The sequence below is a fragment of the Desulfonatronum parangueonense genome, assembly GCF_054656975.1.
On the sequence record NZ_BAAHXH010000003.1, the window covers coordinates 4,673,238 to 4,697,151 of the forward strand.

Sequence of the window (23,914 nt, forward strand, 5' to 3'; positions counted from 1 at the left end):
CCGGCGCTATCGCTATCCAGCCTGAATCATTCGCGGATGAGCTGAGTAGTTACCAGTGGAGAAAATATGGAAGTCAGAATAACAGATCTTTTCTCCGGAACTGCTGAGTAGTTACGGAAGCAGCAAGCAACATCAAAAAAGTTACCGGGTATTGATTCGATTGACATATACGTAGTCTTCGAGTTCGGCAATAGACTGCAAAACGTCCTTGATTCCGTCCGCGACGGATAGCGCTTTATTTTTTCGGGCCATTTGTTCCAGCATTGCGGCATTCTGAAGCAAGCGGGGCAGATGCAGCATTGCGGCAATGCCTTTAATTTTGTGGGCAATGCCGGAAAGCTCCTCATAATTCATGTTATTGGATTCGTTTTGTAACGAGATACGAAAGTTGGGAGCTTCAGTATCGACGAATCGATGCAGCAGGTCAAACCAAAGCGCTGCATCCCCGTCACATTGGCTGATGCCGAGAACCTCGTTCACCAGGGGCAGGGCGGAGGGATCCGGAGTGGACTTCAACGCATCAGATCGCGGCTCAATATTGTTCCCCAAAGCAGCGTCGGATTTGAATCTGGTTACAACATCCTGGAGAGTTTGAAAAAAAGAATCCCGGTTCAGTGGTTTGATCACCACCGCATCCATTCCCGCATCTGTGCAGGATTGGTGATCTTCGGCCATGGCATGGGCTGTCAGGGCGATAATGGGGGTGCGTTTCCCGAAGCCGTACTCCGCTGCCGTACTTTCCAAACGCCGAATGCGCCGTGTTGTCTCCAATCCATCCAGGACCGGCATTCGGACGTCCATCAAAATAACGTCAAATGGAGTTTGCGCCGGTGCTGCAGCCATCAATTCCAGAGCTTCCATTCCATTGCTCGCGGTTTCCACGTGATGGCCGGCCCGTTCCAGGATGTAACGCATGAAAATCCGGACGGTTTCCGTGTCTTCCACCAGCAAAACGCGCAGCGGAGGCAGTTCGGCTATGCCCTTGTCCTGTATCCTGGGGCTGGATTTCTGTTCCGGATGTTCCACCATCGGGGAACTTGCCTTCAGGGAATTGTCAGCAATGGAGAAGGGCAGTTGTATTGTGAAGGTGCATCCGACGGAGGGATTGTTCGCGACGTGGATAGTTCCGCCCATCATTTCGACCAGGTTTTTGCTGATAGGCATTCCAAGCCCCGTTCCCTTGTGTCCCATGGCCCGGGTGGATCCGTCCTGGGCAAAGGCATCGAAGATGCGCGGCAGGAATTCCGTAGCAATTCCCGGTCCCGTATCCGCCACCCGAAGGCGCAGCGTGGGCCGATCAGCCGTTGGATCGCCGATCTCGACCTCCACATCGACATCCACGGCTCCCTGCTCGGTGAATTTGACCGCATTGCTCACAAGGTTGCGCAGGATCTGGGACAACCGCAGTTCATCGGCCTGAATCCAAACAGGCACGGAATCGGCAACCCGTGGTTTCAGCTTGAGGCCCTTTTTTTGGGCTTCCAGTTCATAGATATCCAGGCAGGAACGGATGAGTTGCCTGATGTCCACAGGGACGATGTTCAACTCCAGCTTGCCCGCCTCGATCTTGGAAAGATCGAGGATGTCGTTGATGATTCCGACCAGGGAATGGGCTGCGTCCATGACCATGCGCATGGGGGTGCGGGAGTTGTCGTCGGCGCTGTCCATGAGCATTTCCAGAGTGCCCATGATTCCGGACAACGGAGTACGGATTTCATGGCTCATGTGGGCCAGAAAATCGCTCTTGGCCTTGTTGGCCGTTTCCGCTGCCTGTTTGGCCGCGGTGAGTTCGGCCTGGGCCAGCTTGACCTCCGTCACATCCCTCGCGGCGGCATGGATCAATCCATTGGCCAGGCAGGCCCGCCATTCCAGCCAGCGAATCCCCCCGTCCCTGGTCTGGAATCGGTTCACGAAGTTTTTGAGCCTGGTGTCCGTCAGCAGGTCCCGCATTGCCAGACTGGTCGCGGCACGGTCTTCAGGAAGGACGAAATCAAGCAATCGTCTTCCGGTAATTTCCTTGAGCGGATAACCAAGAACCAGTTCCCACTCCGGGTTCAGCAACTGAAAATAGCCTTCGGTGGAGACAATGCAGAGCAGGTCCATGGCAGTGCTGAAAAACGTATCCAGTTCGGAAATTTTTTCGCGCAGGTCCTGCTCACGTTGCGAGATTTCCGTGATATCGCGAAGCGTGCCGATGAACCCGGGCTTTCCGATCTCATGCCTTGGTGAGCCCTGGACCAAAACATGACCGCATTCCTCGTCGTGTCGGACGACTTCAAGTTCCAGTTCGAAGGGAGCATGAATGGCCATGCTTTTTCGGATGGTCTCGCGGAGCCGGTTCCATTCCCGTGCGGAAAAGGCCGCCTGAAATTGTTGAAAAGCAATGGTTCGGACCGCAAGGGACGGCGTCGGCGGCACTCGCGGACCCGGTTCGGGCTCTGGAGTCGGGTCCAAACCCAGAATCTGGTGGAACAGGTCGCAGGCCTTGATATCCGAACTGTACCCGTCCCATTCCCAGATTCCGAGCCGGGAAACGCGCTGGGCCTCATGAATGACGGCAGCCGAACGGGCGGCCAATCGCAGCTCCTGTTCCAGCTTTTTGTGCTGGTCGAGTTCCTTGCGGTATTCCTCAATGGCCAGGGACAGCTCCAGGTTCCTGTCCCGAACATGTTCCTCCAGTTGGAGTTTGTTCTGCAGCAGGGCATTTTCCAGAACGTGCCATTCAGTAATGTCCAGAATGCAGGCGCAGATCTCCCTGCTCGAAGACGTCCGGGGCTGCAGGTCGTCGACCCGAAGAAGGGCCTGGCGAACTCCACCCTGCCGGCGGCGGAACCGGAAGAAAAGATCCTGTGTCGGCAGACCTTGCAGGATTTCCTCGAATCGTTCCGTGAACAGGGCCCGATCATCCGGAAGGACATGACCGCTGAAGCGGCGCAGGGTTGGTTTGACCGAGTAGGGGGAATAGCCCAGGAGAATGTAGAGAGAGTTCGACCAGGTGAATTTTTGTTCAGGAAGGTCGATTTTCCAGAATCCGGTCCAGGCCAGCAGATTCCGGCGGTGGTGCAGGGGAGAGCTGTCTTCGGTTTGGTCAGGAGAGAACAGGGCGTTTTCGGCTGGAAAAAGAAACAAGTTTACCGGTGCTATCTGCAGAACGTCGCACAGGTTGGACAGCAGGGAAAACGAAGGCGAAACCTGCCCCAGTTCGATCCGGCTGACGTGCTGCGTGGACACGCCAATGCTCCGGGCAAGTTCGGCCTGGCTGAGGTTTGCCATGGAGCGAATAAACCGCAAGCGGGTTCCAAAGTTCGAGATGAGTATGGGGCACCTTCCGGTTACGTGTATCAGTAATTTTCATGTGGTATATTTTGAAAAGCTTGTAAATCATCTTAGAGGTTGAATATTTATCTTTATTGATAAATTCTAATATGTTGTGTTTAAGTTGATTGTTATGGCGCAGAGCGAGTTTTTGTTATATTTTGGGTAACTACTCAGCTCAACCGAGAAAAATCGGACTGGATAGCGATAGCGCCGGCCTTCGCAGGTATGACTTAACTTGGAAAGGATGTGGCTATGATACGTCATTCCGGCGAAAGCCGAAATCCAGTTCTGGCGAGTAACCATAGTGTATGTGCTGAATAGTACCTATTTGGGGTAATTACTTGACTGTATTCCGGTTCGTCTCAATTTTTCGGCCTCGCAACACCTTCGGGTAAGCTTGAGCTGATGCGGACGCGTGGTTTTTCCAGGACAAGGCGAGTGTCATGTCGGATCAAGGCATGCCATATCGTTACAGCGGATGGAGGGTGAGGTGCTCCTGGTCGAGTTTTCTCTTTTCCTGAACTTAAGCGGTTGGGTCATTCGGTTGATCATGATTCCCGTGGTGGCCATGCGGCAAAAGAATTCGGCGACATGCCTGGCATGGCTGGCCGTGATTTTCGTGATGCCGTGGCTGGGGCTGATCACCTATCTGCTGCTGGGGGAGCAGAGCATCGGCTTTTTGCGGGTGCGGCGTCGTATGAAGCGGCATAAGGCCTTTGACGCGGTTCACCGGCTTCATGCCAGCCTGCCGGAATTCGACAATGTCCGGGTTCGTGAGGACTATGAAATCCTGCTGCAACAGGCCGAACATCATGGGGGCATGCCCCTGCTGGGCGGCAACAAGGTCCTTCTGCTGGCGGACATCGATGACGTGGTGCGGCGGCTGGTCCAGGACATCGACCAGGCCAGGCATCATGTGCACCTGCTTTTCTATATTTTTCGCGACGACGCCATGGGCAGAACAGTGGGCGACGCCCTGGTCCGTGCCGCCGGCCGTGGAGTTCGCTGCCGCGTGCTGGCGGACATGGTCGGCTCCAGAGGGATGTTCGGCGGTCTTGGAGCGATACTCCAACTGCACGGCGTGCAGGTGGTGGCAGGGTTGACCGCCAATCCGCTGCGGATGCGTCTGGCTCGCCTGGATATCCGCAATCATCGCAAGCTGGCGGTGATCGACGGAAGCATTGCCTACGCCGGTTCCCAGAACATCGTGGAACCGGTTTTCGGGCATCGCAAGGCCGGAGCCTGGCATGACGTGATGGTACGCATAGAAGGACCCAGTGCGCGACAACTGCAGGCCGTGTTCCTGGAGGACTGGTATCTGGAAACCGGGGAGGCCCTGGATTGCATGACGCTCTATCCCGCCGCGGTTGAAGAAGGGGGGGTGGCCTTGCAGGTGGTGCCCACGGGACCGGACAAACCCACCGAGGGATTTCAGGATCTGCTGATCCTGGCCATCAATTCCGCGCAACGCAAAGTGGTAATCACTTCACCGTATTTTATTCCCAATGAAGGTCTGCTGACGGCAATGCGATTGGCGGTGAGCAGAGGAGTCGAAGTGGATCTGATCCTGCCTCAGCGCAGCGATCATCCCATGGTGGACCTGGCCAGCTATCACTATTGCGGCATCCTGATGGAACACGGTGCGAGCGTGTACCTGTTTCATGAGGGTATGCTCCATGCCAAGCTGCTGCGCGTGGATGACACCATGGCCATGATCGGTTCGGCAAATTTCGACATCCGTTCCTTTTATCTGAATCTGGAAGTTGTCCTGTTTCTCTTTGATCAGGAATTTCTGTATACGGTTCGCCAACTGCAAAGCGATTACCGATCCCGCTCACACAAGGTCGATCCGGCAACCTGGACTCGCAGGCCTTTTCCCCGCCGACTCCTGGAGGCCATAGCCAAGGTCTTCAGTCCGCTTCTGTAGTTCAGTACTTCCATGCCGCATATTACCGGAAAGGGTTTCATGGCCAGGGCAAGCCAGTCGGGAGAGGAAATCCGTCCCGGTTTCATGGCTCACACAGCTTGACGTGAAGGGAAATATCGCCTTGAAGTGCATCTTTTTCATCATTTGTCTTCATCATCAAAAACAGGCGGATTGCGAGCCGATTTGCATTCGTCCCGGGAGTTGAATTGTCGTGAACATTCTGCGCAGGCTTTATGACTGGGTCTTGAGCTGGGCCGCCACTCCCTACGGAACGGCGGCCCTTTTCGTGCTCGCGTTTTTTGAGTCCTCATTTTTTCCTATTCCACCAGATCCGCTGCTGATTGCGCTCATTCTCGGAGCCAGGGAAAATGCTTTTCGTTTTGCCGCGGTCTGCTCCATTGCCTCGGTCACCGGTGCGCTTCTTGGTTACGGCATCGGCTACTTTTCCTGGTGGACCATCAGCGGAGAGTTTACGGCCCTGGCCCAGTTTTTTTTCAACAACGTGCCCGGCTTCACCGTGGACAAGTTCAACGTGGTCCAGGGACTGTTCGAGCAGTGGAATTTCTGGATCGTCTTTACAGCCGGTTTCACTCCGTTGCCGTTCAAGGTCTTCACCATTGCAGGAGGGGCTTTCAACATTTCCCTGGTCCCCTTTATCCTGGCCTCCCTGGTCGGCCGTTCTGCCCGCTTTTTTCTCGTGGCCTGGCTGATCTGGAAATTCGGAGCGCAGATCACCTTGTTCATCGACAAGTATTTCAATCTGCTGGCTATCATATTCACACTGCTCCTGGTTGGCGGGTTTGTCCTGTTGAAAATGGTGTAGCACATTAGTGGTGAGTGGCTGGTGGCTGGTATTGCAGCCAAGATATGCGGACAGGCAAAACCTGTGTCAGTCCGTGACGGAAGCATAATGGAAAAAGTTCAATGTTACATCAATGAAAACGACCGGCTGGCCCGTCATCTCGGGATAGAGATCGTTGCCGTAGGAGTTGGTACGGCCACAGCTCGGATGGTACTGGCCCAGGAGCACGTCAACAGCCTCGGCATGGCCCACGGTGCGACGCTCTTCGCATTGGCGGATTTGGCCTTTGCCGCGGCCTCCAACTCCCATGGCACTGTGGCGCTGGGCGTGCAGGCCAGCATGCACTATCACCAACCCGTCTCCTCCGGAACGCTCCTCGCAACGGCAAGGGAACTTTCACGGAGCAGGCGATTGGCCAGCTATCTTGTGGAAGTGCGTGATGCGTCGGACAACCTCGTGGCCTCGATGCAGGCGATGGCGTATCGCAAGAAGGAAGATTTACCTTGCTGAATCAGGGAAAAGGAGGCGTGGCCGCAATGCCTACCAAGCCGTCGCTTCCCTTCGATCCCAAGGCGTCGCCGACCAGGACCATCTGGCTGCTTGCCTGGCCCCAGGTGTTGATGATGCTTTTTCACTTCCTGATCGGCTTCGTGGATGTCTGGGTGGCCGGACGGATCAGCCGGGAAGTGCAGGCCAGCATGGGCATGGTCAGCCAGTCCTTTTTCATTTTTCTGGTGGTGGCCATTGCCGTGGGCAACGGCAGCGTGGCGGCCATCAGCCAGTCCTACGGCGCCGGACTGACGCACCGGGTCCAGCGATACGTCGGGCTGAGTCTGCAGGCGGCGGCCGTGTTCGGGGCCTTGCTGCTGGTTTTCGGGTTTGGTTTCCAGGGAACCCTGATCCGGATCCTGCAGACGCCGGAAAGCCTGCTGCCCATCATGACGTACCTGCTCAGCGTCTATCTGTTCATATTGCCGGCCTATTACCTGTTCATTATCGGCAACGCGATCCTGCGCGCCCAGCAGCTGGTCCTGTATCCGCTGTACGGCATGATGATCGTGGCGGCGTTGAACACTTTCGGCGATTTTGCCCTGGGTCTGGGCATGTTCGGCTTTCCGGAGCTGGGGTACAAGGGGTTGGCCTGGAGCACCTTCGGCTCGGTGCTGGCAGGGGGGCTGTTCAATGTCTGGATCCTCCAGCGCAGAGGGTTGCTGGTCCGGCGCAGTTTTGCCCCGTGGAAATGGATCCGCTGCGCCGCGCCATATCTGTTCAAGGTGGCCTGGCCCGCGGGCCTGATGCAGCTGGTCTGGCATTCGGCGTATATTGCCCTGTTTTCCATCACCGCCAGCCTGCCCGTGGGCAGCGTGGTCGCCCTGGCCGGGATGAGCGCCGGAATGCGCGTGGAGTCCTTGATGTTCCTGCCGGGATTTGCCTTCAATTTCACGGCGAGCATTCTGGTGGGCCATTATCTCGGCGCCAAGAAGCCGGAAGAGGCCAAGCGCATGGGCTACCGGATCCTCGGGCAGGGACTGCTGGTCATCTGCATCCTGACCGTGGTTCTCTGGCAGTTCCTGGAGCCCATTGCCGCCTTTGTCGCCCCGGATCCGGAGGTGCGGGACGAGGCGGTCAACTATCTGCGCTACAACCTCGCCGCCATGCCGTTTCTGCTGGTCTCCATGATCCTGGGCGGCGCCCTGACCGGCGCAGGCGCAACCATCTACCAGGGCCTGGTAATGGGCGGCACGGCCTGGCTGGTGCGTATTCCCCTGGCCTTCATCCTGGGACACCTGATCTTCACCCATGCCACCGGCATCTGGCTGGCCATGTTTCTGTCCATGGCCGTACAGGCTCTATGCGTGGCCTATGTCTACCAGTACTGGAACTGGCAGCGTTTTGCCCTGCGCAAGAAACGGATTGCTCCGGCTGCGTGAGTGGGGTGGGCTGGCGGTCGGATGTGGAATGAAACGATTTCGATTTCGATTTCGATTGCGATTGCGATTGCGATTGCGATTTTCAGATTGTTTAAGGCATGAGTGTTCCGGCTGGGTGGCAGCCATAGGTTCTTCTCAAAATTATTGCTGTTTTCCTTGAGGTCGAATTTATGCCATGTTCGGTGTTCCTCTTTTCCTCGGATATCCCGGAGCTGCTCGCGGGCAGCGATCCTCAAGCCATGGCTGCAGCGCATCCGGTTTGGGAGCAGTCCATGGAGCACTGGGGGCCATGGTGGAAGAACGAATTGTCTGATGCGCGGATTGCGAATGACAATGCGGCCTTGGGAGGCTGGACCGGAGAGGGGGGGGGGCAGGGTCGTGTTTACTTGGCTCGGTCATGTTCCTCGGCCCTGGATTTGGCCTGGAGGTTGATGCAATGGGACGCCCTGGCGCTATGGGATGCGGTGATTGCCGTGGAGCAGTGGTCGGGTCGTGGGCAGGTTCGACGACCGTGGGCGTCATTGCCTGGCAACCTGCACCTGGCCTGGAGGACGCCGACCCTGCCCAAGCCTTGGGACGGTCTGACTTCGCTGGTGCCGGCATGGCTTGCGGCGCGTTCGTTGGCCCATTTTGGATTTGATGTGCATTTGAAGTGGCCCAACGATCTGGTTTGGAACGGCAAAAAAATCGGGGGAATTCTGGCCGAACAGCGGGGCGAGACGGTGCTCGTCGGTTTGGGACTGAATCTGGCGGCTGTTCCCGAGCAAAAGAACCTGCGGGAACATGCCGCAATGGAAGCAGGTTCCCTGGACGGTCGAATCAGTCCGGCCATGTGCTGGGAACAGCTTGTATCCGAGAGCCGATCTTGGTATCAAGACGTCCTACCGGAACTCCGACCAGAGGATTTCGTTCACTTATTTTCGGACATTCTCATTTGGAAGGGCCGGCAAATTTCCATTTTCGACCATGCTCATGATCCGGGAGCCATTCAGGGCAAATTGCTCGGCATCGCTTCGGACGGCAGCCTGCTCGTATCCTGTCCGGAAGGAGTTCGCAGGTTTGCATCCGGGGAAGTGCGTTTAGCCTTATGAGGGTGGTCGATTTTATTGATGCTTCAGGAAATGAAATCATTGCAATGATTTTCGCGCATCTGCGTATAATCGTTAATCGCGGAGCCATGCCTTGCGTATATTCCGCAAAACCAGGAACAGGATAACTGATGGCAACAAAATCATTTGAACAGGTGGCCAAGGAAATTAAAGGGAAACCCATTCTGGTCGCGAACCGGGGAATTCCCGCTCGACGGATTGTCCGTTCCATTCAAGAAGTTTTTCAGGCCATACCGATCATGACGGCGACGGACGTGGACAAAACCGCGCCCTTTACCGCCGGTGCTCGGGAACTGTTGCTGTTGGGCGAGAATCCAAGAGCCTATCTGGATATTGATCTGATCATCCGCAAGGCCAAGGCTCGCGGCGTCATCGGCATCCATCCGGGGTGGGGCTTTGCTTCCGAAAACCAGGAGTTTCCGGAGAAATGCGCCCAGGCCGGGATCACGTTCATCGGCCCCCCCCCCGAAGCCATGCATCTTTTGGGCAACAAGGTGGAAGTTCGTCATCTGGCCAAGAAGCTGGGGATACCCGTCGTACCTGGTTCGGATGGCGCGGTGAGCGTGGCCGAGGCCAGGGATATCGCCTATTCCCTCGGATTTCCGATCATGCTCAAGGCCGAAGGTGGCGGAGGCGGGCGCGGAATTTACGAAGTATATAAGCCCGAGCAGCTGGAGCGCGCTTTCTCCAAGGCATCGGCCCTGGCCGAGGCCTCCTTCGGCAACCCCCGCCTCTATGTTGAAAAGTTGCTGACCTCGGTGCGCCACATCGAGATCCAGGTCGTCGCTGACCAGTACGGCAACTCGCATGCCCTGGACGAGCGGGACTGCACGGTCCAGCGCAATCACCAGAAACTGGTGGAGATCACGCCGTCGCCCTGGGAGAAAATGACCCCGGAGATCCGGGAACAATTGAAGAAGTACGCCTGTGAACTGTCCACCAGCGTCGGATACTATTCCCTGTGCACCGTGGAATTCCTGCTGGACGAAAATGCCACGCCGTACCTGATCGAGGTGAATACGCGGCTGCAGGTGGAACACGGCATCACCGAATGCCGGTACGGCATTGATCTCGTGGAAGAACAGATCGCCATTGCCTTTGGTTCCAAGCTGCGCTTCTCCAAGGAAACCACCAAACCTTTCAACCATGCCATGCAGGTCCGCATCAACTGCGAAGATCCGCAACAGAATTTTTCCCCCAATTCCGGAACCATCACCAGGTACATTTCCCCCGGCAGCCAGGGAATACGCGTGGATTCCTGCGTTTCCGTGGGTTACGAGTTTCCGGCCCAGTACGATTCCGCGGCGTCCCTGCTCATCGCTTACGGCCGGGACTGGGAGAAGATTCTGGGCATCATGAGCCGGGCTCTTCGGGAATATATTGTCGGTGGAGTCAAGACGACCATACCATTCCATCGCCAGATCATGCTCCATCCGGATTTCCGCTCCGGCGAATACGATACCAAATTCATCGCCCAGAATCCGGAATTGTTGCAGTACGTGGACAAGGAGGCCCAGGCTTTGCGTCTGGCCCGCCTCACGGCGGAGATCTCCGCTCACGGGTACAATCCTTATGTCCAGCTGGGCGAATATCGGGGCCGCGAGGACAAGCGCCTCGGCCGGTTCGAGCCGGTGTTGCCGGAAATCGACTTCTCCGCCCAGGTTTCACCCTATCCCCGCGGCGACCGTCTGGCCACTCTGGACTATATTCGTGATTCCGGAATCGTTCACTTCATGGACACCACCACCAGGGACCTGACCCAGTCCAACAGCGGCAACCGCTTCCGGTTGGCCGAGGATCGTCTGATCGGCCCCTACCTGGACAACTGCGGCTTTTTCGCCCTGGAAAACGGCGGCGGAGCCCACTACCACGTGGCCATGCTGGCGAACATGACCTATCCCTTCACCGAAGCGAAGGAGTGGAATCAGTTCGCGCCCAAGACCATGAAGCTGATCCTGATCCGCTCCACCAATGTTTTGGGATACAAACCGCAGCCGAAAAACATGATGCGCCTGACCGGCGAGATGATCTGCGAACACTACCACGTGATCCGCTGCTTCGACTTCCTGAATCACATCGAGAACATGCGCCCCTTCGCGGAAGTCGTGCTTGGTTCGCGGGAACATATCTTTGAACCGGCAATCTCCATGTCCTGGGCCCAAGGGTTCGATGTTCCGCATTATCTCGGCGTGGTCGACGAAATCGTGAAACTGGTCTCGGACGTCTCCGGAATGGATCCCGCCAAGGCTTCCAGGCACTTCATACTCGGCCTCAAGGACATGGCCGGCGTTTGCCCGCCGCGGTTCATGCGCGAGCTGGTGGGAGCGATTCGATCCAGGTATCCCGAGCTGGTTGTCCACTACCACCGCCATTACACCGACGGCTTGTTCGTTCCTTCCGTCGGCGCCGCGGCCCAGGCCGGCGCGCACATCGTGGACACCGGGATCGGGGCCGCAGTGCGTTGGTACGGGCAGGGCGAGGTGCTTTCCACCGCGGCCTATATCGAGGATGAAATGGGCCTGAAGACCAACCTGAACAAGGAGATGATCCGCACCTGCGGTTTTGTCCTCAAGCAGATCATGCCCTATTACGATCGATACACGGCGCCTTATTTTCAGGGTATCGATCATGACGTCGTGGATCACGGCATGCCCGGCGGCGCAACGTCCTCATCTCAGGAAGGAGCCCTGCAGCAGGGCTATATCCACCTCCTGCCCTACATGTTGCGGTTTTTGGCCGGAACACGAAAAATCGTGCGCTATCATGACGTGACGCCTGGTTCTCAGGTTACCTGGAACACGGCGTTCCTTGCGGTTACCGGAGCATTCAAGCAGGGAGGCGAACGGGCCGTGCGCCGGATGCTGGATATCATGGATACCGTGACCACCACTGCCGAAGCGGACCTGACTCCGGAAATGCGCAAGAATAGACTGGAATTGTATGTACACAGCAACGACGCTTTCCGGAACCTGCTGTTGGGCAAGTTCGGCCGTCTGCCGCTGGGTTTTCCCGCGGACTGGGTCTACGAATCCGCCTTTGGCGCGGACTACCGCAAGGCTCTGGCCCAGCGCGTGGAAACGTCGCCGCTGGATAGCATCACCGACATCGACCTGGACGCCGAAGTTCGCAACCTGACCGAGCATATCAAGCGGGAACCGTCTCCCGAAGAGATCATCAACTACCTGAACCATCCCGGCGATGCCCTGAAAACCATAGAATTTCGGCATCGGTTCGGCGACCCGAACCAGTTGCCGCTGGACGTCTGGTTCGAGGGACTGCAACCCGGTCAGGAACTCCAGTTCCTGGACAGCGACGGGAAGCCGCGGAACATGGTCATTCTGGATATCTCAAAGCCCGACGACCAGGGCGTGAGCCTGGTGCGCTACATTCTGGATTCCGAGTTCATGAGCCATCAGGTCAAGGTTGCCGAAGCATCCGGCAAGACTCGCGAAGGCATGGAAATGGCCACCCTCGGCAATCCCTTCCATGTCGGCTCTCCATGCAACGGCGATCTCTGGGTGATGCATGTCAAACCCGGCGACGTGGTGCAGCAAGGCGAAGAATTGTTCAATATTTCGGTCATGAAACAGGAAAAATCCATCCTTTCGCCGGTGCATGCTCAGGTCAAGCGCGTCCTGAAATTCGCCAACTTCACCGAGGATCGGAAAATGGTCCCGGTGCGCGAAGGCGAGTTGCTGATCGAACTGACCGAACTGCCGCGGTCATGCACGGGATGTTCATTTCCTCTGCCTTTGGAGGAAGTGAATTTTTGCCCCTCTTGCGGTCTTCAGCACGGGCAGGAAGGATGATGGCGATTGACTTAGGTTCACTCTAAACGGTAATGGTATAATCGGATTTGCATGGTGAACTCTTCGAGTTTGCCCAAAAAAGCGACTTGTGAACCCGTTTTCTTGTTCAAGCGAAGTGAAATCGCCGACCTAAGCCGGAACGTGTCGTCAAGGAGGATTGATAATGGCCAAAGCAGAGAAGGATAAATCCAAGCCCAAGAAGGATAGCCCGGACGTTGCCGAAGTAGAGATAAAATCCGCCCAGACTTCAAAAGTGGATGTTCGGGCAGTAGAGAAAAAACTCGTACTCACCGGTGAAGACATTGTCAGTCTTGGCGAACCCGCGGAACTGCTGGTGGGGGGGAAAAACTACAATACTGCCCTGATCAGCCAGGTCGAGAACATCCGGGCTCCTCAGTTTCGGGCCATATCTTCCATTGTTTTTCACCGGCTGTTGGATGAAACCAAGGTCAACGCCGCCTTGATCCGGACCAGCGTGGACAAGGAATACGACCGGATCAACTGGAATGACGCCGATATAAACAAAGATCCGGAGTTTTTGCGCCATTTCGTACGCCGCTTGGCGAAAAAGATTCAGACAACGCAGCAGAGCACGCAAAGCCTGGTCAAGCTGCGTTCCTTCATCAACAACATCGTGGAAGGGTTCGCGGTTTCTCCGGAAGGAATTGATCAGCTTCGCAAACGCTCCGTCCTGGTGCAGGTGGCCATCCTGTGCGTGGAGCTGCCCAAGGACCTGGATGAAGCGATTCGCCAATCCTACCGGGAGATCTGCAAGGAAGCCGGTCTGGAGAACGTTCCCGTTGCCGTCCGATCCTCTGCGGCCGGCGAGGACAGCCGCAAGAAAGCCTTTGCCGGTCTTCAGGACACCTATCTGAACATCGTCGGGGAGCAGGCCGTGGTGGACGCCTATCAGTGGGACTGCGCCTCGGCCTACAACCTGCGCAGCATGACCTACCGCCGGGAGGCGATCCTGGACATGGTGGCCCTGGCGGAACGAACCGGCGACGAAAGCATCGTCGAAAACGCGAAGAAAGAATGGGCCATTGAAAATACCTCGCTGTCCGTGTGCATCATGCGGATGATCAACCCGGTCATCTCCGGAACGGCCTTCAGCGCCGACACTTCCACCGGATGCCGCGGCACGGACCATAAGGACCTGGTTTCCATCGACGCCAGCTACGGGCTCGGTGAAGCCGTGGTCAGCGGAATGGTCACCCCGGACAAGTTTTACGTTTTCCAGCGCGATGACGGGGAAGAGGTCGTCTTGCGGTTCATGGGCTTCAAGTCCAAGAAAATCATTTACGCCGAAAAAGGCGCGGGAACGGTGACCATTGATGTCGCGCCGGAGGAGGTCTATCGCTGGTCGCTCTCCCTGGCTCAGGCCGAGGAACTGGCTCGAGGCGTGCGCAGCATCAGCAAGAGCTACGGCGGCATGATCATGGATACGGAGTTCTGCATCGACCAGTGGGATCGCCTCTGGTTCGTGCAGGCCCGTCCCGAGACGCGCTGGAACGACGAGCTGGAAAAACATCCGTACACGATCTTCATGCGCCGTCTGGAGGTCGATCCCAAGGCCCTGAAGAACGCCGATCTGCTAGTGGAAGGCAACGGCGCCTCCCGGGGGGCCGGGCAGGGGATCGTCCGATTCCTCCGTTCCGCCCTGGAACTGAACAAGATCACCAAGGGCGACATTCTGGCCGCAGATCGCACCGACCCGGACATGGTTCCCGGAATGCGCATCGCCTCCGCCATTCTTGCCGATGCCGGCGGCGACACCAGCCATGCGGCCATTACCTCCCGGGAGCTGGGCATCCCCGCCGTGATCGGCATCCAGCGCCTGGAGACGCTGCAGGGCATGGACGGGCAGGAAGTCACCGTAGACGGCTCCAGAGGCCGGGCCTACCGGGGTCTGCTGCCGCTGATCGAGGTGGGCGGCGAGATCGACGTCAGCGCCTTGCCGCCTACCAAGACCAAGATCGGCCTGATTTTGGCCGACGTCACCCAGGCCCTGTTCCTTTCACGACTGCGGAACATGCCGGATTTCGAGGTCGGACTGCTGCGGGCAGAGTTCATGCTGGGCAGCGTCGGCGTTCATCCCCTGGCGTTGGAAGCATACGACAACGGTCAGCTCCAGTCCCTGGTGGACAACAAGCTGCGAGAGCTGAACAACGAACTGACGAAACTGGTGCGCGAACAGCTGGTTTCCGGAACCATTTCCTTTGACTTGAAGCTGCGGCAGTACGTGGGCATCGTCACCGGCCTGAGCAAGGAGATCGAGGCGCTCACGGAAAAGGGCGGCGACAAGGGTACGGACCAGGTTCTGGCCATTCACCGGCAGTTGCGGGATCTGGACGTCAAGCTGAACGACCATCTGGAACTGGCTTCCCACAAGCTGGAAACGCTCAAGACGTCTCCGGATCTGCGCGAGCATGTGATCACCATCATGGGCTTTTCCGACATCATGGAAGCGGCCAATGAGCAGGATGAGGAAAAGATCAAGCAGCGCCAGGAAATTGAAGACCGCATTCGCGGCATCGTCGAACGGATCAAGGACGAGCCCATTGTGGTGGACATCATGAACCGCATCAATGCAATGCGCACGGAAGTGGCCATGCGATCCGGTCTGGAGCGGGAACGGGAAGAAGTGCGCACCCTGCCCGAACGGATCAAGGAACTGATCCGTTCCAAGGGCTACCGATCCGGAAAAGAGCATTATGTCCAGACCCTGGCCCAGGGACTGGCGCTCTTTTCCATGGCCTTCTACGGCCGGGAAATCATCTACAGGACCACGGACTACAAGACCAACGAATACCGCAACCTAATGGGCGGACTGCTCTTTGAGGCCTACGAAGACAATCCCATGATCGGGTATCGGGGCGTTTCCCGCAATATTCACGACTGGGAAATCGACTCCTTCAAGCTGGCCAGGGGCGTGTTCGGCGGCAAGAACCTGAACCTGATGTTTCCCTTTGTGCGCACTCTGGAAGAAGCCCGAAGCATGCGTCGCTACCTGGAAGGGGTGCACAACCTCAAGTCCGGCGACGACGGTATGAAGATCATTCTGATGTCCGAGATTCCGAGCAATGCCATCCTGACCAAGCAGTTCATCCAGGAATTCGACGGATTCTCCATCGGCTCCAACGACATGACGCAGTTGGTCCTGGGCACGGACAGGGACAACCCGCGGCTGCGCCACATCTACGACGAGGAAGATCCGGCCGTGGTCTGGGCCATTCTGAGCACCATATTCACGGGGCAGAAGTTCGGAAAGAAAGTCGGCTTCTGCGGACAGGGCGTTTCCAACAGCAAGATCATTCGAGGCTTAGTCTGCATAGCAGGAATTGTCTCGGCTTCAGTTGTTCCGGATACGTACGCTCAGACCAAGAAGGACGTCGCGGAACTTGAGGCTGAAAACATTCCCGTGGAAAAACTCGGTGCCTGGTTGAAAGAGCAGCACCTGGAAAGTCTGCGCAAGATCATGGCCGAGAACAAATACGACCACATCCTGAAAAAGAACCGAACCGCCAAGGATTTGATGGACTGGTTCGAGGGGGAGATGACCCGCCTGCATGAGCAGCTGCAGGATCACCTCGGCAAGCCGCGAGAGGAATTCTATCGCCAGGAAATTGATCAATTCCGGCGGCTATTCCATAAGCCGGTCATCTATGCCAACTGGGATTGGGAGGAAACCGTTTTTGACGCCCTTAGGCATTCCGGTTTTCAGTCCTACGAAGAGCAGGTTGCTGCCTTGCAGAAACAGCGCGAAGTTTACAATCCCTGATCCATCCGAATATTTTCCGGACATCTCGCTTAAAGGCCCTGTCAGCAGGGCCTTTTTTTATATACGACCCGGGTAACTACTCAGCTCATCCGAGTTAAACCGGGCTGGATACTCGCCTTCGCGGGGATGAGTGCTCCGGAGACGGCAAAAACAAGTCATTCCCGCGAAGGCGGGAATCCAGATCATGCTTGCCACAAGTTTGTGCTAAGCTAACCCTCTTCCCGCTCTGAAGCTGAGTAGTTACCGACCCGGAATGCAAGAAATTGTGTAACTGTTCAGCATGCTACTGCCCTGCGGACTTTGGCATCGCAGTCGGTATCGGTATCAAGATCGGGATCGCAGGCGAAGCCATGGATAGGTCTTCTCAACATTTTTCGAAACCGATTCCGACCCCGACACCGACCCCGATATCGGAGGCAGATCGCACACCATGTACTGAATAGTTACGAAATTGTTCTCAGTTTTTTGTCATCAGTTGTCAGGAGAATCCAGATAACAGATAACAGATAACTGGTAACTGTGTTCCTGGCAAAGGTCGCTTTAGATCGATGAAGTTCGTCAAATTAATTGACATGCCTGATTATTCACTGTTAAAGATTCCGTTTTTCCTTGCTCTGGCCATGTGGTCAGGGCCGAATTGACCGCAAGGAGGAGACGATAATGCGGCACTATGAAACACTTATGCTCTTCAGTCCGGAAATGACGGGAGAGAGCCGCCAGGAAGTTCTTGCCAACATGACCGCGATTGTGGAGCGGGATAATGGGAAGATTCTGGTGGAGGACGACTGGGGGATGCGCACCTTGGCCTATCCGGTGAACAAGCACACCAGGGGACACTACGTCCGACTGGAGTTTACGGCTCCCGGCACGGTGGTTGCGGAAATGGAGCGCAATCTGCGCATTACGGACGGGGTGTACAAGTTTCTTTCCGTGAAGCTGGCCGACACCTACCAGGAACCAAAGGAGAGCTAAGTCATGGCATTTCGTAAATTTACTCCCCGAAAGAAATTCTGCCGATTTTGCGCTGCCAAGGACCTGAAGATGGACTACAAGCGTCCGGACCTGCTTCGGGACTTCGTCAACGAACGGGGCAAGATCATTGCCCGGCGCGTCACAGGCACCTGCGCAAAGCATCAGCGGGAACTGACCACGGAAATCAAACGCGCCCGCCAGATGGCCTTGCTGTTTTACACGGCCACGCACAGCGTGGATGCCATGAAAAGGATCAGCTAGGAAGGGAGATTATCATGGAAGTCATATTGCGCACCAATTTGGACAAGCTGGGCAGTCTCGGCCAGATTGTCAACGTCAAGCCGGGATACGGCAGGAATTATCTGATCCCGCAAGGGTTGGCCATGCTGGCCACTCCCGGCAACAAGAAGCGCTTTGAACAAGAGCGCAGAAAACTGCAGGAAAAAGCCGATGCGATCCGCTTCTCCGCCCAGGAACTGGCGGACAAGATCAGCGCCGTGTCGCTGCGGATCCCCGTACGCGTGGGGGAGGGCGACCGGCTTTACGGCTCGGTCACCTCCGCGAACATCGTCGACCTGATCAAGAAAGACCATGGACTGGATGTGGACAAGAAGAACATCCTGCTGGAAGACCCGTTGCGCGCTCTGGGCGAGTACAGCATCGAGGTTCGGGTTCACCAGGACATTCGGGCCCAGCTTCAGGTTGCCGTGGTCAGCCACGACGCCCTCAACGGAAGCCAGCCCTCCCCTGAACCTGTGACCGGCGCCATCGACGAGAATGCCTCAGCGGCAGCAGAAGAAGCACGTTCAGAGGAGTAGTCGATAGCGGGAAACAGTTTTGGCACGATCACAGAAACAATCACATCCCGCCGGATCGGGGGCAACCCTTTCCGGAAAAACCCCCCCCCAGAACCTGGAAGCCGAACAGGCGGTTCTGGGGGGGATTTTTTTAAGTCCCGGCCTCATCGACACGCTTCTCGACATTGTCGGAGAGGATGATTTTTATTCTCCGGCCCATCGCAGCATTTTCCAGTCCTGCTTGAGTCTTTACCAGCGCAGTGTTCCCATCGATTTGGTCACCTTGGCGGACAGCCTGCAGAACGCCGGTTTGCTGGAGCAGGTCGGCGGTCCGGTGTATCTGGCTTCGCTCACGGAATCCCTTGTCGCCACGTCCCACGCCGAATCCTATGCCCGTATTGTCCGGGACAAGGCCATTTTGCGCCGCCTTATCCAGGCTGCACAGGACATTGTGGTTTCCTGCCACGATGGAGCCCAGGATGTGGACAAGGTTCTGGATGAATCGGAAGCCTCCATATTCGCCATTTCCGAGGCGAAGATCAAAAACGTCTTTTCCACGACCAAGGAACTGGTCAACCAGGTTTTCGAGAATCTGGAAAAACGGGTTGAGCGCCAGGAGCTGGTCACGGGAGTGCCCACCGGCTATCACAAGCTGGATGAAATGACCGCCGGGTTGCAGCCTTCCGATCTGATCATCATCGCGGCCCGGCCCAGCATGGGCAAGACGGCTTTCGCCCTGAACATCGCCATGCGGGCGGCCGTGCTGCATGACGTGCCCACGGCCATCTTCTCCCTGGAAATGTCCAAGGAACAATTGATGATGCGCATGCTCTGCGCCTGGGGCAAGGTGGATCTGGCCCGGTTCCGACGCGGCTTCCTCAATGACGAAGACTGGGCGCGGCTCTATCATTCCGCGGACGCCCTCTCCCAAGCGCCCATTTTCATCGACGACACCCCGGCTCTGAGCACCCTGGACTTGCGGACCCGCTGCCGGAGACTGAAATCGGAGAAGAAGCTGGGACTGGTTGTGGTGGACTATCTGCAGCTGATGCGGGCCAGTCGGCGAATTGATTCCCGGGAACAGGAAATATCCGAAATTTCACGAACCTTGAAAGGACTGGCCAAGGAACTCGATCTGCCCATGATCGCCCTGGCCCAGCTCAACCGCAAGGTCGAAGACCGCAGCAACCGCCGGCCCATGCTCTCGGATCTGCGGGAGTGCGTGACCGGAGACACCCTCGTCCAGCTTGCGGACGGACGGCGCATCAGCGTGCGGGAGCTGGCTGGGGCTTCAGCGGACGTTGTGGCCATGGACGACCAAGGCCGCATGGCTTCAGCTGCATGCGATGCCGTCTGGTCAGTGGGCCGCAGGCCGGTGTACCGGATCAAGTTGACCAGTGGGCGGTCCGTCAGGGCCACTGCAGAGCACCGCTTTCTTGGAGAGGAAGGCTGGATTCGCGTCTCTGAACTCCGGACCGGCAGTCGTATGGCCCTGGCTCGGGTGATTCCCGAGCCTTGGGATACTGTAGCCTGGGATGACCATCAAGTGGCCCTTTTGGGTCATCTTGTTGGTGACGGAAGCTATTTGAAGGGATCACCGCTGCGCTACTCCACAGGTTCCGAGGCCAACAGCGAACTGGTCACGAAGGCAGCCGTAGAATGCTTCGGTTGCACGGTAAAGCGCTATCCAGGACGCGGCATGTGGCATCAACTGCTGATCAGCGGGAACGGCGACCGCTGGAAACCCGCGGGAGTGAACAAGTGGCTCCGGGACCTTGGCATTTTTGGACAGCGTTCCCACGAAAAGAGGATCCCGGACCAAGCCTTCCAACTGTCCAATGGACAAACAGCTCTCCTGCTGCGCCACCTGTGGGCTACGGACGGATGCTATCACTTGCGGCCGAGCGGGATTGGAAAGAGAGCCTCCCTGTATTTCTCCACTTCCAGCCCCAATCTGGCAGGGGATGTTTCGACCCTCCTGCTCCGTCTCGGGATCGTCTCCAGGACCCAGCGCTATACAAGAAAAGACTGTAGGCCCTGGTACGCCGTTCATGTCAGCGGCCGAAAGTTTCAGAAAAGGTTTCTTGATCTCATCGGTGGTTTTGGGGAGAAGCAGGTTCAGGCCGAGGAGATGATCCGTGCCCTGGAGAACGGCATCGGGAATACAAACGTGGACACGGTCCCGGTGTCCTGGTTCAACCGGGTGCGCGGACTGATGAAGGAAAAAGGCATTACGCATCGGCAGATGGCCTCTCGGAGGGGAACCGCCTACGGTGGCTCATCCCATTTTCGTTTCGCGCCTTCGCGTGCGGTCATGGCGTCCTATGCCGCAATACTCAAAGATGATCTCTTGCTGAAACAATGTACCAGCGACTTGTTCTGGGATACGGTTCACTGCATAGAACCCTGCGGCGAGGAGGAAGTCTTCGATCTCACCGTACCCGGACCAGCTTCGTGGTTGGCCGCGGATGGGATTGTCTCGCACAACTCCGGCGCGATTGAACAGGATGCGGATGTGATCGCCTTCATCTATCGTGATGAAGTTTACAACAAGCAGGAAGGCAACCCCAAAAAGGGCATCGCCGAGATCATCATCGGCAAGCAGCGCAACGGTCCGGTGGGGGAAGTGGAGCTGGCTTATCTTGACTCGTTCACTGCCTTCGAAAATCTTGTGGACATTCCTCCGCCTTCGGAAAGTTTTCAGTCCGCTTCGTAATTGCATGCCACGTCTGGTGGTTTCTGTTTAACGAGTTTCGTCCATCCTCATAGGAGGCCTTTGTGTTTTTTGATCCCTTGGAAGGGCTTGCACGGCAAGACCTGGAAAATCTGCAAGGTGTTCGGTTGCGTCATGTTGTCTCGCAGGCGGCTCAATCACCGTTGTATGCCCGGGTCTTCGAGGAAAACGGTCTCCAGGCGGACCAGGTGCACGGCCTGGATGATCTGCCTCGGCTGCCGTTCACGGGCAAGGAAGATCTGCGCGCCAGCTACCCTGAAGGCATGCTCTGTCGGCCCATGGAGGAAATGGTTCGCCTGCATGCCTCTTCCGGCACCACCGGAGCGGCGACAGTGGTCTTTCATACGACCAACGACATCCAGACCTGGGCGGACCTGGTGGCGCGTTGTTTCCATATGGTCGGCGTGCGTCCCCATGATGTTTTTCAGAACATGAGCGGATACGGACTGTTCACCGGCGGTTTGGGCATCCATTACGGGGCCGAGCGTCTGGGGTGCCTGACCATTCCGGCCGGAGCGGGCAACAGCAAGCGGCAGATCAAACTGCTGCAGGACTTTCGGGTCACGGTCATTCACATCATTCCTTCCTACGCATTGCACTTGGCCACGGTTTTTGATTCCCTGGGCGTCAAACTGGAGGATCTGCACCTGAAGACCGCGCTGATCGGAGCGGAGCCGCACAGCGAGGAAATTCGAAGGCGGATTGAGGAATTGTACGGCGTGAAAGCCTATAACTCCTACGGTCTCTCGGAAATGAACGGCCCCGGGGTGGCCTTTGAATGCCCGGAACAAAACGGCATGCATATCTGGGAAGATGCGTTTCTGGTTGAGATCATCGATCCGGTGACCCTTGAGCCCGTTCCCGAGGGGGAGGTCGGAGAATTGGTCCTGACGACCCTGACTCGGGAAGGCATGCCCATCCTGCGGTACAGAACCCGGGATTTGACCCGCTTTCTCCCCGGCGAATGCCCATGCGGAAGAAAACATCGTCGGATCGACCGAATTCTTGGCCGCAGCGACGACATGATCATCATCAAGGGCGTGAACATCTTTCCGATGCAGGTGGAGCGCGTGCTGATGGCCATTCCGGAGGTGGGGCAGAACTATCTGATCGTTCTCGAACGCAAGGGATATCTGGATCAATTCAAGGTTCAGGTGGAAGTGAAGAGTGAATTCTTCGTGGAAGACATGCGCGTGCTGAAAAAGCTGCAGGACAGGATTACCGGCATGTTGCGCGATGAGCTGTTGATCACCCCCAAGGTCGAACTGGTCGAGGCCCGCAGCCTGCCCTGTTCCGACGGCAAGGCGCAGCGGGTCTGCGATTTGCGGGGACAGTAGCCGAAAGGTCTACTCGAGGAACGGATGGAATTGTTTCTGGCTGTTGTTTTTCTGGCTTTTTTGGGAGGCCTGCTCCTGCTGCACCTGGTGGGGCTTCCGGCCAACTGGTTGATCCTGGCCGCTCTCGCTCTATGGTTGTGGATCCATCCGGAACTGGCCGTGGGCTGGCCTTTCCTTGCTCTGCTGTTGGCGCTGTGCGTTCTGGGAGAAATCGTTGAATTCCTGGCCCAGCTCTGGGGAGGGAAACGCTTTGGCGGGAGCCGCCGGGGGGCATGGGCCGCCGTGGTGGGCGCCATTCTCGGCGGTTTTTTCGGCGCGGCTTTCCTGTTTGGCTTTGGCGCTATTCCCGGTTCGTTCCTGGGAGCTTTTGCAGGCAGTTTTCTGGTGGAACTGGGGCAGGGGTACTCCTATCCGGCAGCCTATCGCGCGGCATGGGGCGCCCTGTTGAACAAGGTTTTCGGGACGGTGGTCAAGATCGGCCTGGGCGTGGCCATGATTGTTCTGAGCTTCGCCCATGTCTGGCCGCGGTGACAGGGCAGTTGCAGGCCCAGGGGCCGGTGCGGTTAACCGGCCTCGATTTCCGGTTGACAGCCGGGACAGTAGCAGGTGGTGCGCCCGGCTACCTTCGTGATTCGCAACGCCTCGGCACATCGAAGACAGGGTTGATGTTTGCGGCCGTACACCTGGAAGGCGTTCTGGAACGTCCCCACGAGCCCGGCGGCTGTGCGATAATCTCGAATGGAGCTGCCGCCGGCGGTTATGGCATCCCGGAGCACGTCTTGCATGGCGTGATGAAGTTTCGTGATCCGTGATCTGCTCAATGCCGCGGCGGGCGTTGCCGGATGGATGGCAGCGCGGAACAGACTTTCATCCGCATAGATGTTGCCGATTCCGGCAATCACTTCCTGGTTGAGCAGCAACGCCTTGATCCGACCTCTTTTCCCTGCCAATCGTTCCGAAAACTCTTCTGCGCCAATGCTCAGCGGCTCCGGGCCCATCCGGCTGTAGAAAGGCCAGGCGTTCAATTCCTGCTCCGTGAAATGGCGGCAGGTTCCGAATTTGCGCTGATCCTGGAAATACAGCGCGCTCTGGTTGTCCAGATTGATGAGCAGGTGGACATGTGCCGCGGGCAGCTGGCCGGCTGGAGCCATGCCCAGCCTCCCAGTCATGCGTAAATGAAAGGCGATACGCTCAGTGGGGGAGAGATCCAGGAAAAGCAGTTTGCCGCGTCGTGAAACGTCTTGTATCTGTTGTCCGATCAACTTTTCGGTCAGGCTGGTTTGCCCTTGCCGAACGAGATGGGGAGCCAGGTGCGGGATGCCGGTAATGGTGCGATGGGTCAGCAAGGGTCGCAGACCCTGGGCAATGGTTTCGACTTCGGGAAGTTCGGGCATGGG

Annotated in this window: 15 protein-coding genes; 13 read left to right on the plus strand and 2 right to left on the minus strand. The window is 57.1% G+C overall.

The features are described from left to right. Positions 1 to 141: 141 nt before the first annotated feature. Positions 142 to 3,291, minus strand: a complete 3,150-nt coding sequence (locus ACYQ15_RS21005; protein WP_459939420.1) for an ATP-binding protein — start codon at positions 3,289 to 3,291, stop codon at positions 142 to 144. A gap of 517 nt (positions 3,292 to 3,808) precedes the next feature. On the opposite strand from ACYQ15_RS21005, the gene cls reads away from it, so the two are divergent. The 13 genes from cls to ACYQ15_RS21070 all read left to right on the plus strand — a co-directional run bounded on the left by cls (position 3,809) and on the right by ACYQ15_RS21070 (position 23,048). After that, positions 3,809 to 5,245 carry a cardiolipin synthase gene (gene cls / locus ACYQ15_RS21010; protein ID WP_459939421.1) on the plus strand — a complete coding sequence of 479 codons (1,437 nt, stop codon included), beginning with the start codon at positions 3,809 to 3,811 and terminating at the stop codon, positions 5,243 to 5,245. A gap of 211 nt (positions 5,246 to 5,456) precedes the next feature. After that, the gene (locus tag ACYQ15_RS21015) at positions 5,457 to 6,068 is read left to right on the plus strand and encodes a YqaA family protein (RefSeq protein ID WP_459939422.1); all 612 of its coding nucleotides are present in this window, start codon (positions 5,457 to 5,459) and stop codon (positions 6,066 to 6,068) included. A gap of 87 nt (positions 6,069 to 6,155) precedes the next feature. Further along, positions 6,156 to 6,557, plus strand: a complete 402-nt coding sequence (locus tag ACYQ15_RS21020; protein WP_459939423.1) for a PaaI family thioesterase — start codon at positions 6,156 to 6,158, stop codon at positions 6,555 to 6,557. Between the two features lie 26 nt (positions 6,558 to 6,583). Next, positions 6,584 to 7,978 (plus strand): MATE family efflux transporter, encoded by a 1,395-nt coding sequence (locus tag ACYQ15_RS21025; RefSeq protein WP_459939424.1) that lies wholly within the window; start codon positions 6,584 to 6,586, stop codon positions 7,976 to 7,978. Positions 7,979 to 8,148: 170 nt separating this feature from the next. Continuing rightward, positions 8,149 to 9,069: a biotin--[acetyl-CoA-carboxylase] ligase gene (locus ACYQ15_RS21030; protein WP_459939425.1), complete on the plus strand. Its 921-nt coding sequence runs from the start codon at positions 8,149 to 8,151 to the stop codon at positions 9,067 to 9,069. A 128-nt stretch (positions 9,070 to 9,197) separates the two neighbouring features. After that, on the plus strand, positions 9,198 to 12,896 hold the full coding sequence (locus ACYQ15_RS21035; RefSeq protein WP_459939426.1) for a pyruvate carboxylase: 3,699 nt from the start codon (positions 9,198 to 9,200) through the stop codon (positions 12,894 to 12,896). A gap of 163 nt (positions 12,897 to 13,059) precedes the next feature. Next, the gene (locus tag ACYQ15_RS21040) at positions 13,060 to 16,677 is read left to right on the plus strand and encodes a PEP/pyruvate-binding domain-containing protein (RefSeq protein WP_459939427.1); all 3,618 of its coding nucleotides are present in this window, start codon (positions 13,060 to 13,062) and stop codon (positions 16,675 to 16,677) included. Positions 16,678 to 17,337: 660 nt separating this feature from the next. Continuing rightward, a complete protein-coding gene (gene rpsF / locus ACYQ15_RS21045) occupies positions 17,338 to 17,649 on the plus strand; it encodes a 30S ribosomal protein S6 (protein WP_459939428.1) in 312 nt (103 codons plus the stop codon). 3 nt (positions 17,650 to 17,652) lie between these two features. Beyond that, entirely contained in the window at positions 17,653 to 17,910 is a 258-nt protein-coding gene (gene rpsR / locus ACYQ15_RS21050) for a 30S ribosomal protein S18 (RefSeq protein WP_092123523.1), read from the plus strand. A gap of 14 nt (positions 17,911 to 17,924) precedes the next feature. Then, positions 17,925 to 18,467, plus strand: a complete 543-nt coding sequence (rplI, locus tag ACYQ15_RS21055) for a 50S ribosomal protein L9 (protein ID WP_459939429.1) — start codon at positions 17,925 to 17,927, stop codon at positions 18,465 to 18,467. A 19-nt stretch (positions 18,468 to 18,486) separates the two neighbouring features. After that, positions 18,487 to 21,162, plus strand: a complete 2,676-nt coding sequence (locus ACYQ15_RS21060) for a replicative DNA helicase (RefSeq protein WP_459939430.1) — start codon at positions 18,487 to 18,489, stop codon at positions 21,160 to 21,162. Between the two features lie 62 nt (positions 21,163 to 21,224). Further along, a complete protein-coding gene (locus tag ACYQ15_RS21065; RefSeq protein ID WP_459939431.1) occupies positions 21,225 to 22,517 on the plus strand; it encodes a phenylacetate--CoA ligase family protein in 1,293 nt (430 codons plus the stop codon). Positions 22,518 to 22,541: 24 nt separating this feature from the next. Next, complete coding sequence (locus ACYQ15_RS21070; RefSeq protein ID WP_459939432.1) at positions 22,542 to 23,048, plus strand: DUF456 family protein; 507 nt, start codon at positions 22,542 to 22,544, stop codon at positions 23,046 to 23,048. A 32-nt stretch (positions 23,049 to 23,080) separates the two neighbouring features. On the opposite strand, the gene mutM is transcribed toward ACYQ15_RS21070, so the two are convergent. After that, on the minus strand, positions 23,081 to 23,911 hold the full coding sequence (gene mutM / locus ACYQ15_RS21075) for a bifunctional DNA-formamidopyrimidine glycosylase/DNA-(apurinic or apyrimidinic site) lyase (RefSeq protein WP_459939433.1): 831 nt from the start codon (positions 23,909 to 23,911) through the stop codon (positions 23,081 to 23,083). Positions 23,912 to 23,914 lie beyond the last annotated feature (3 nt).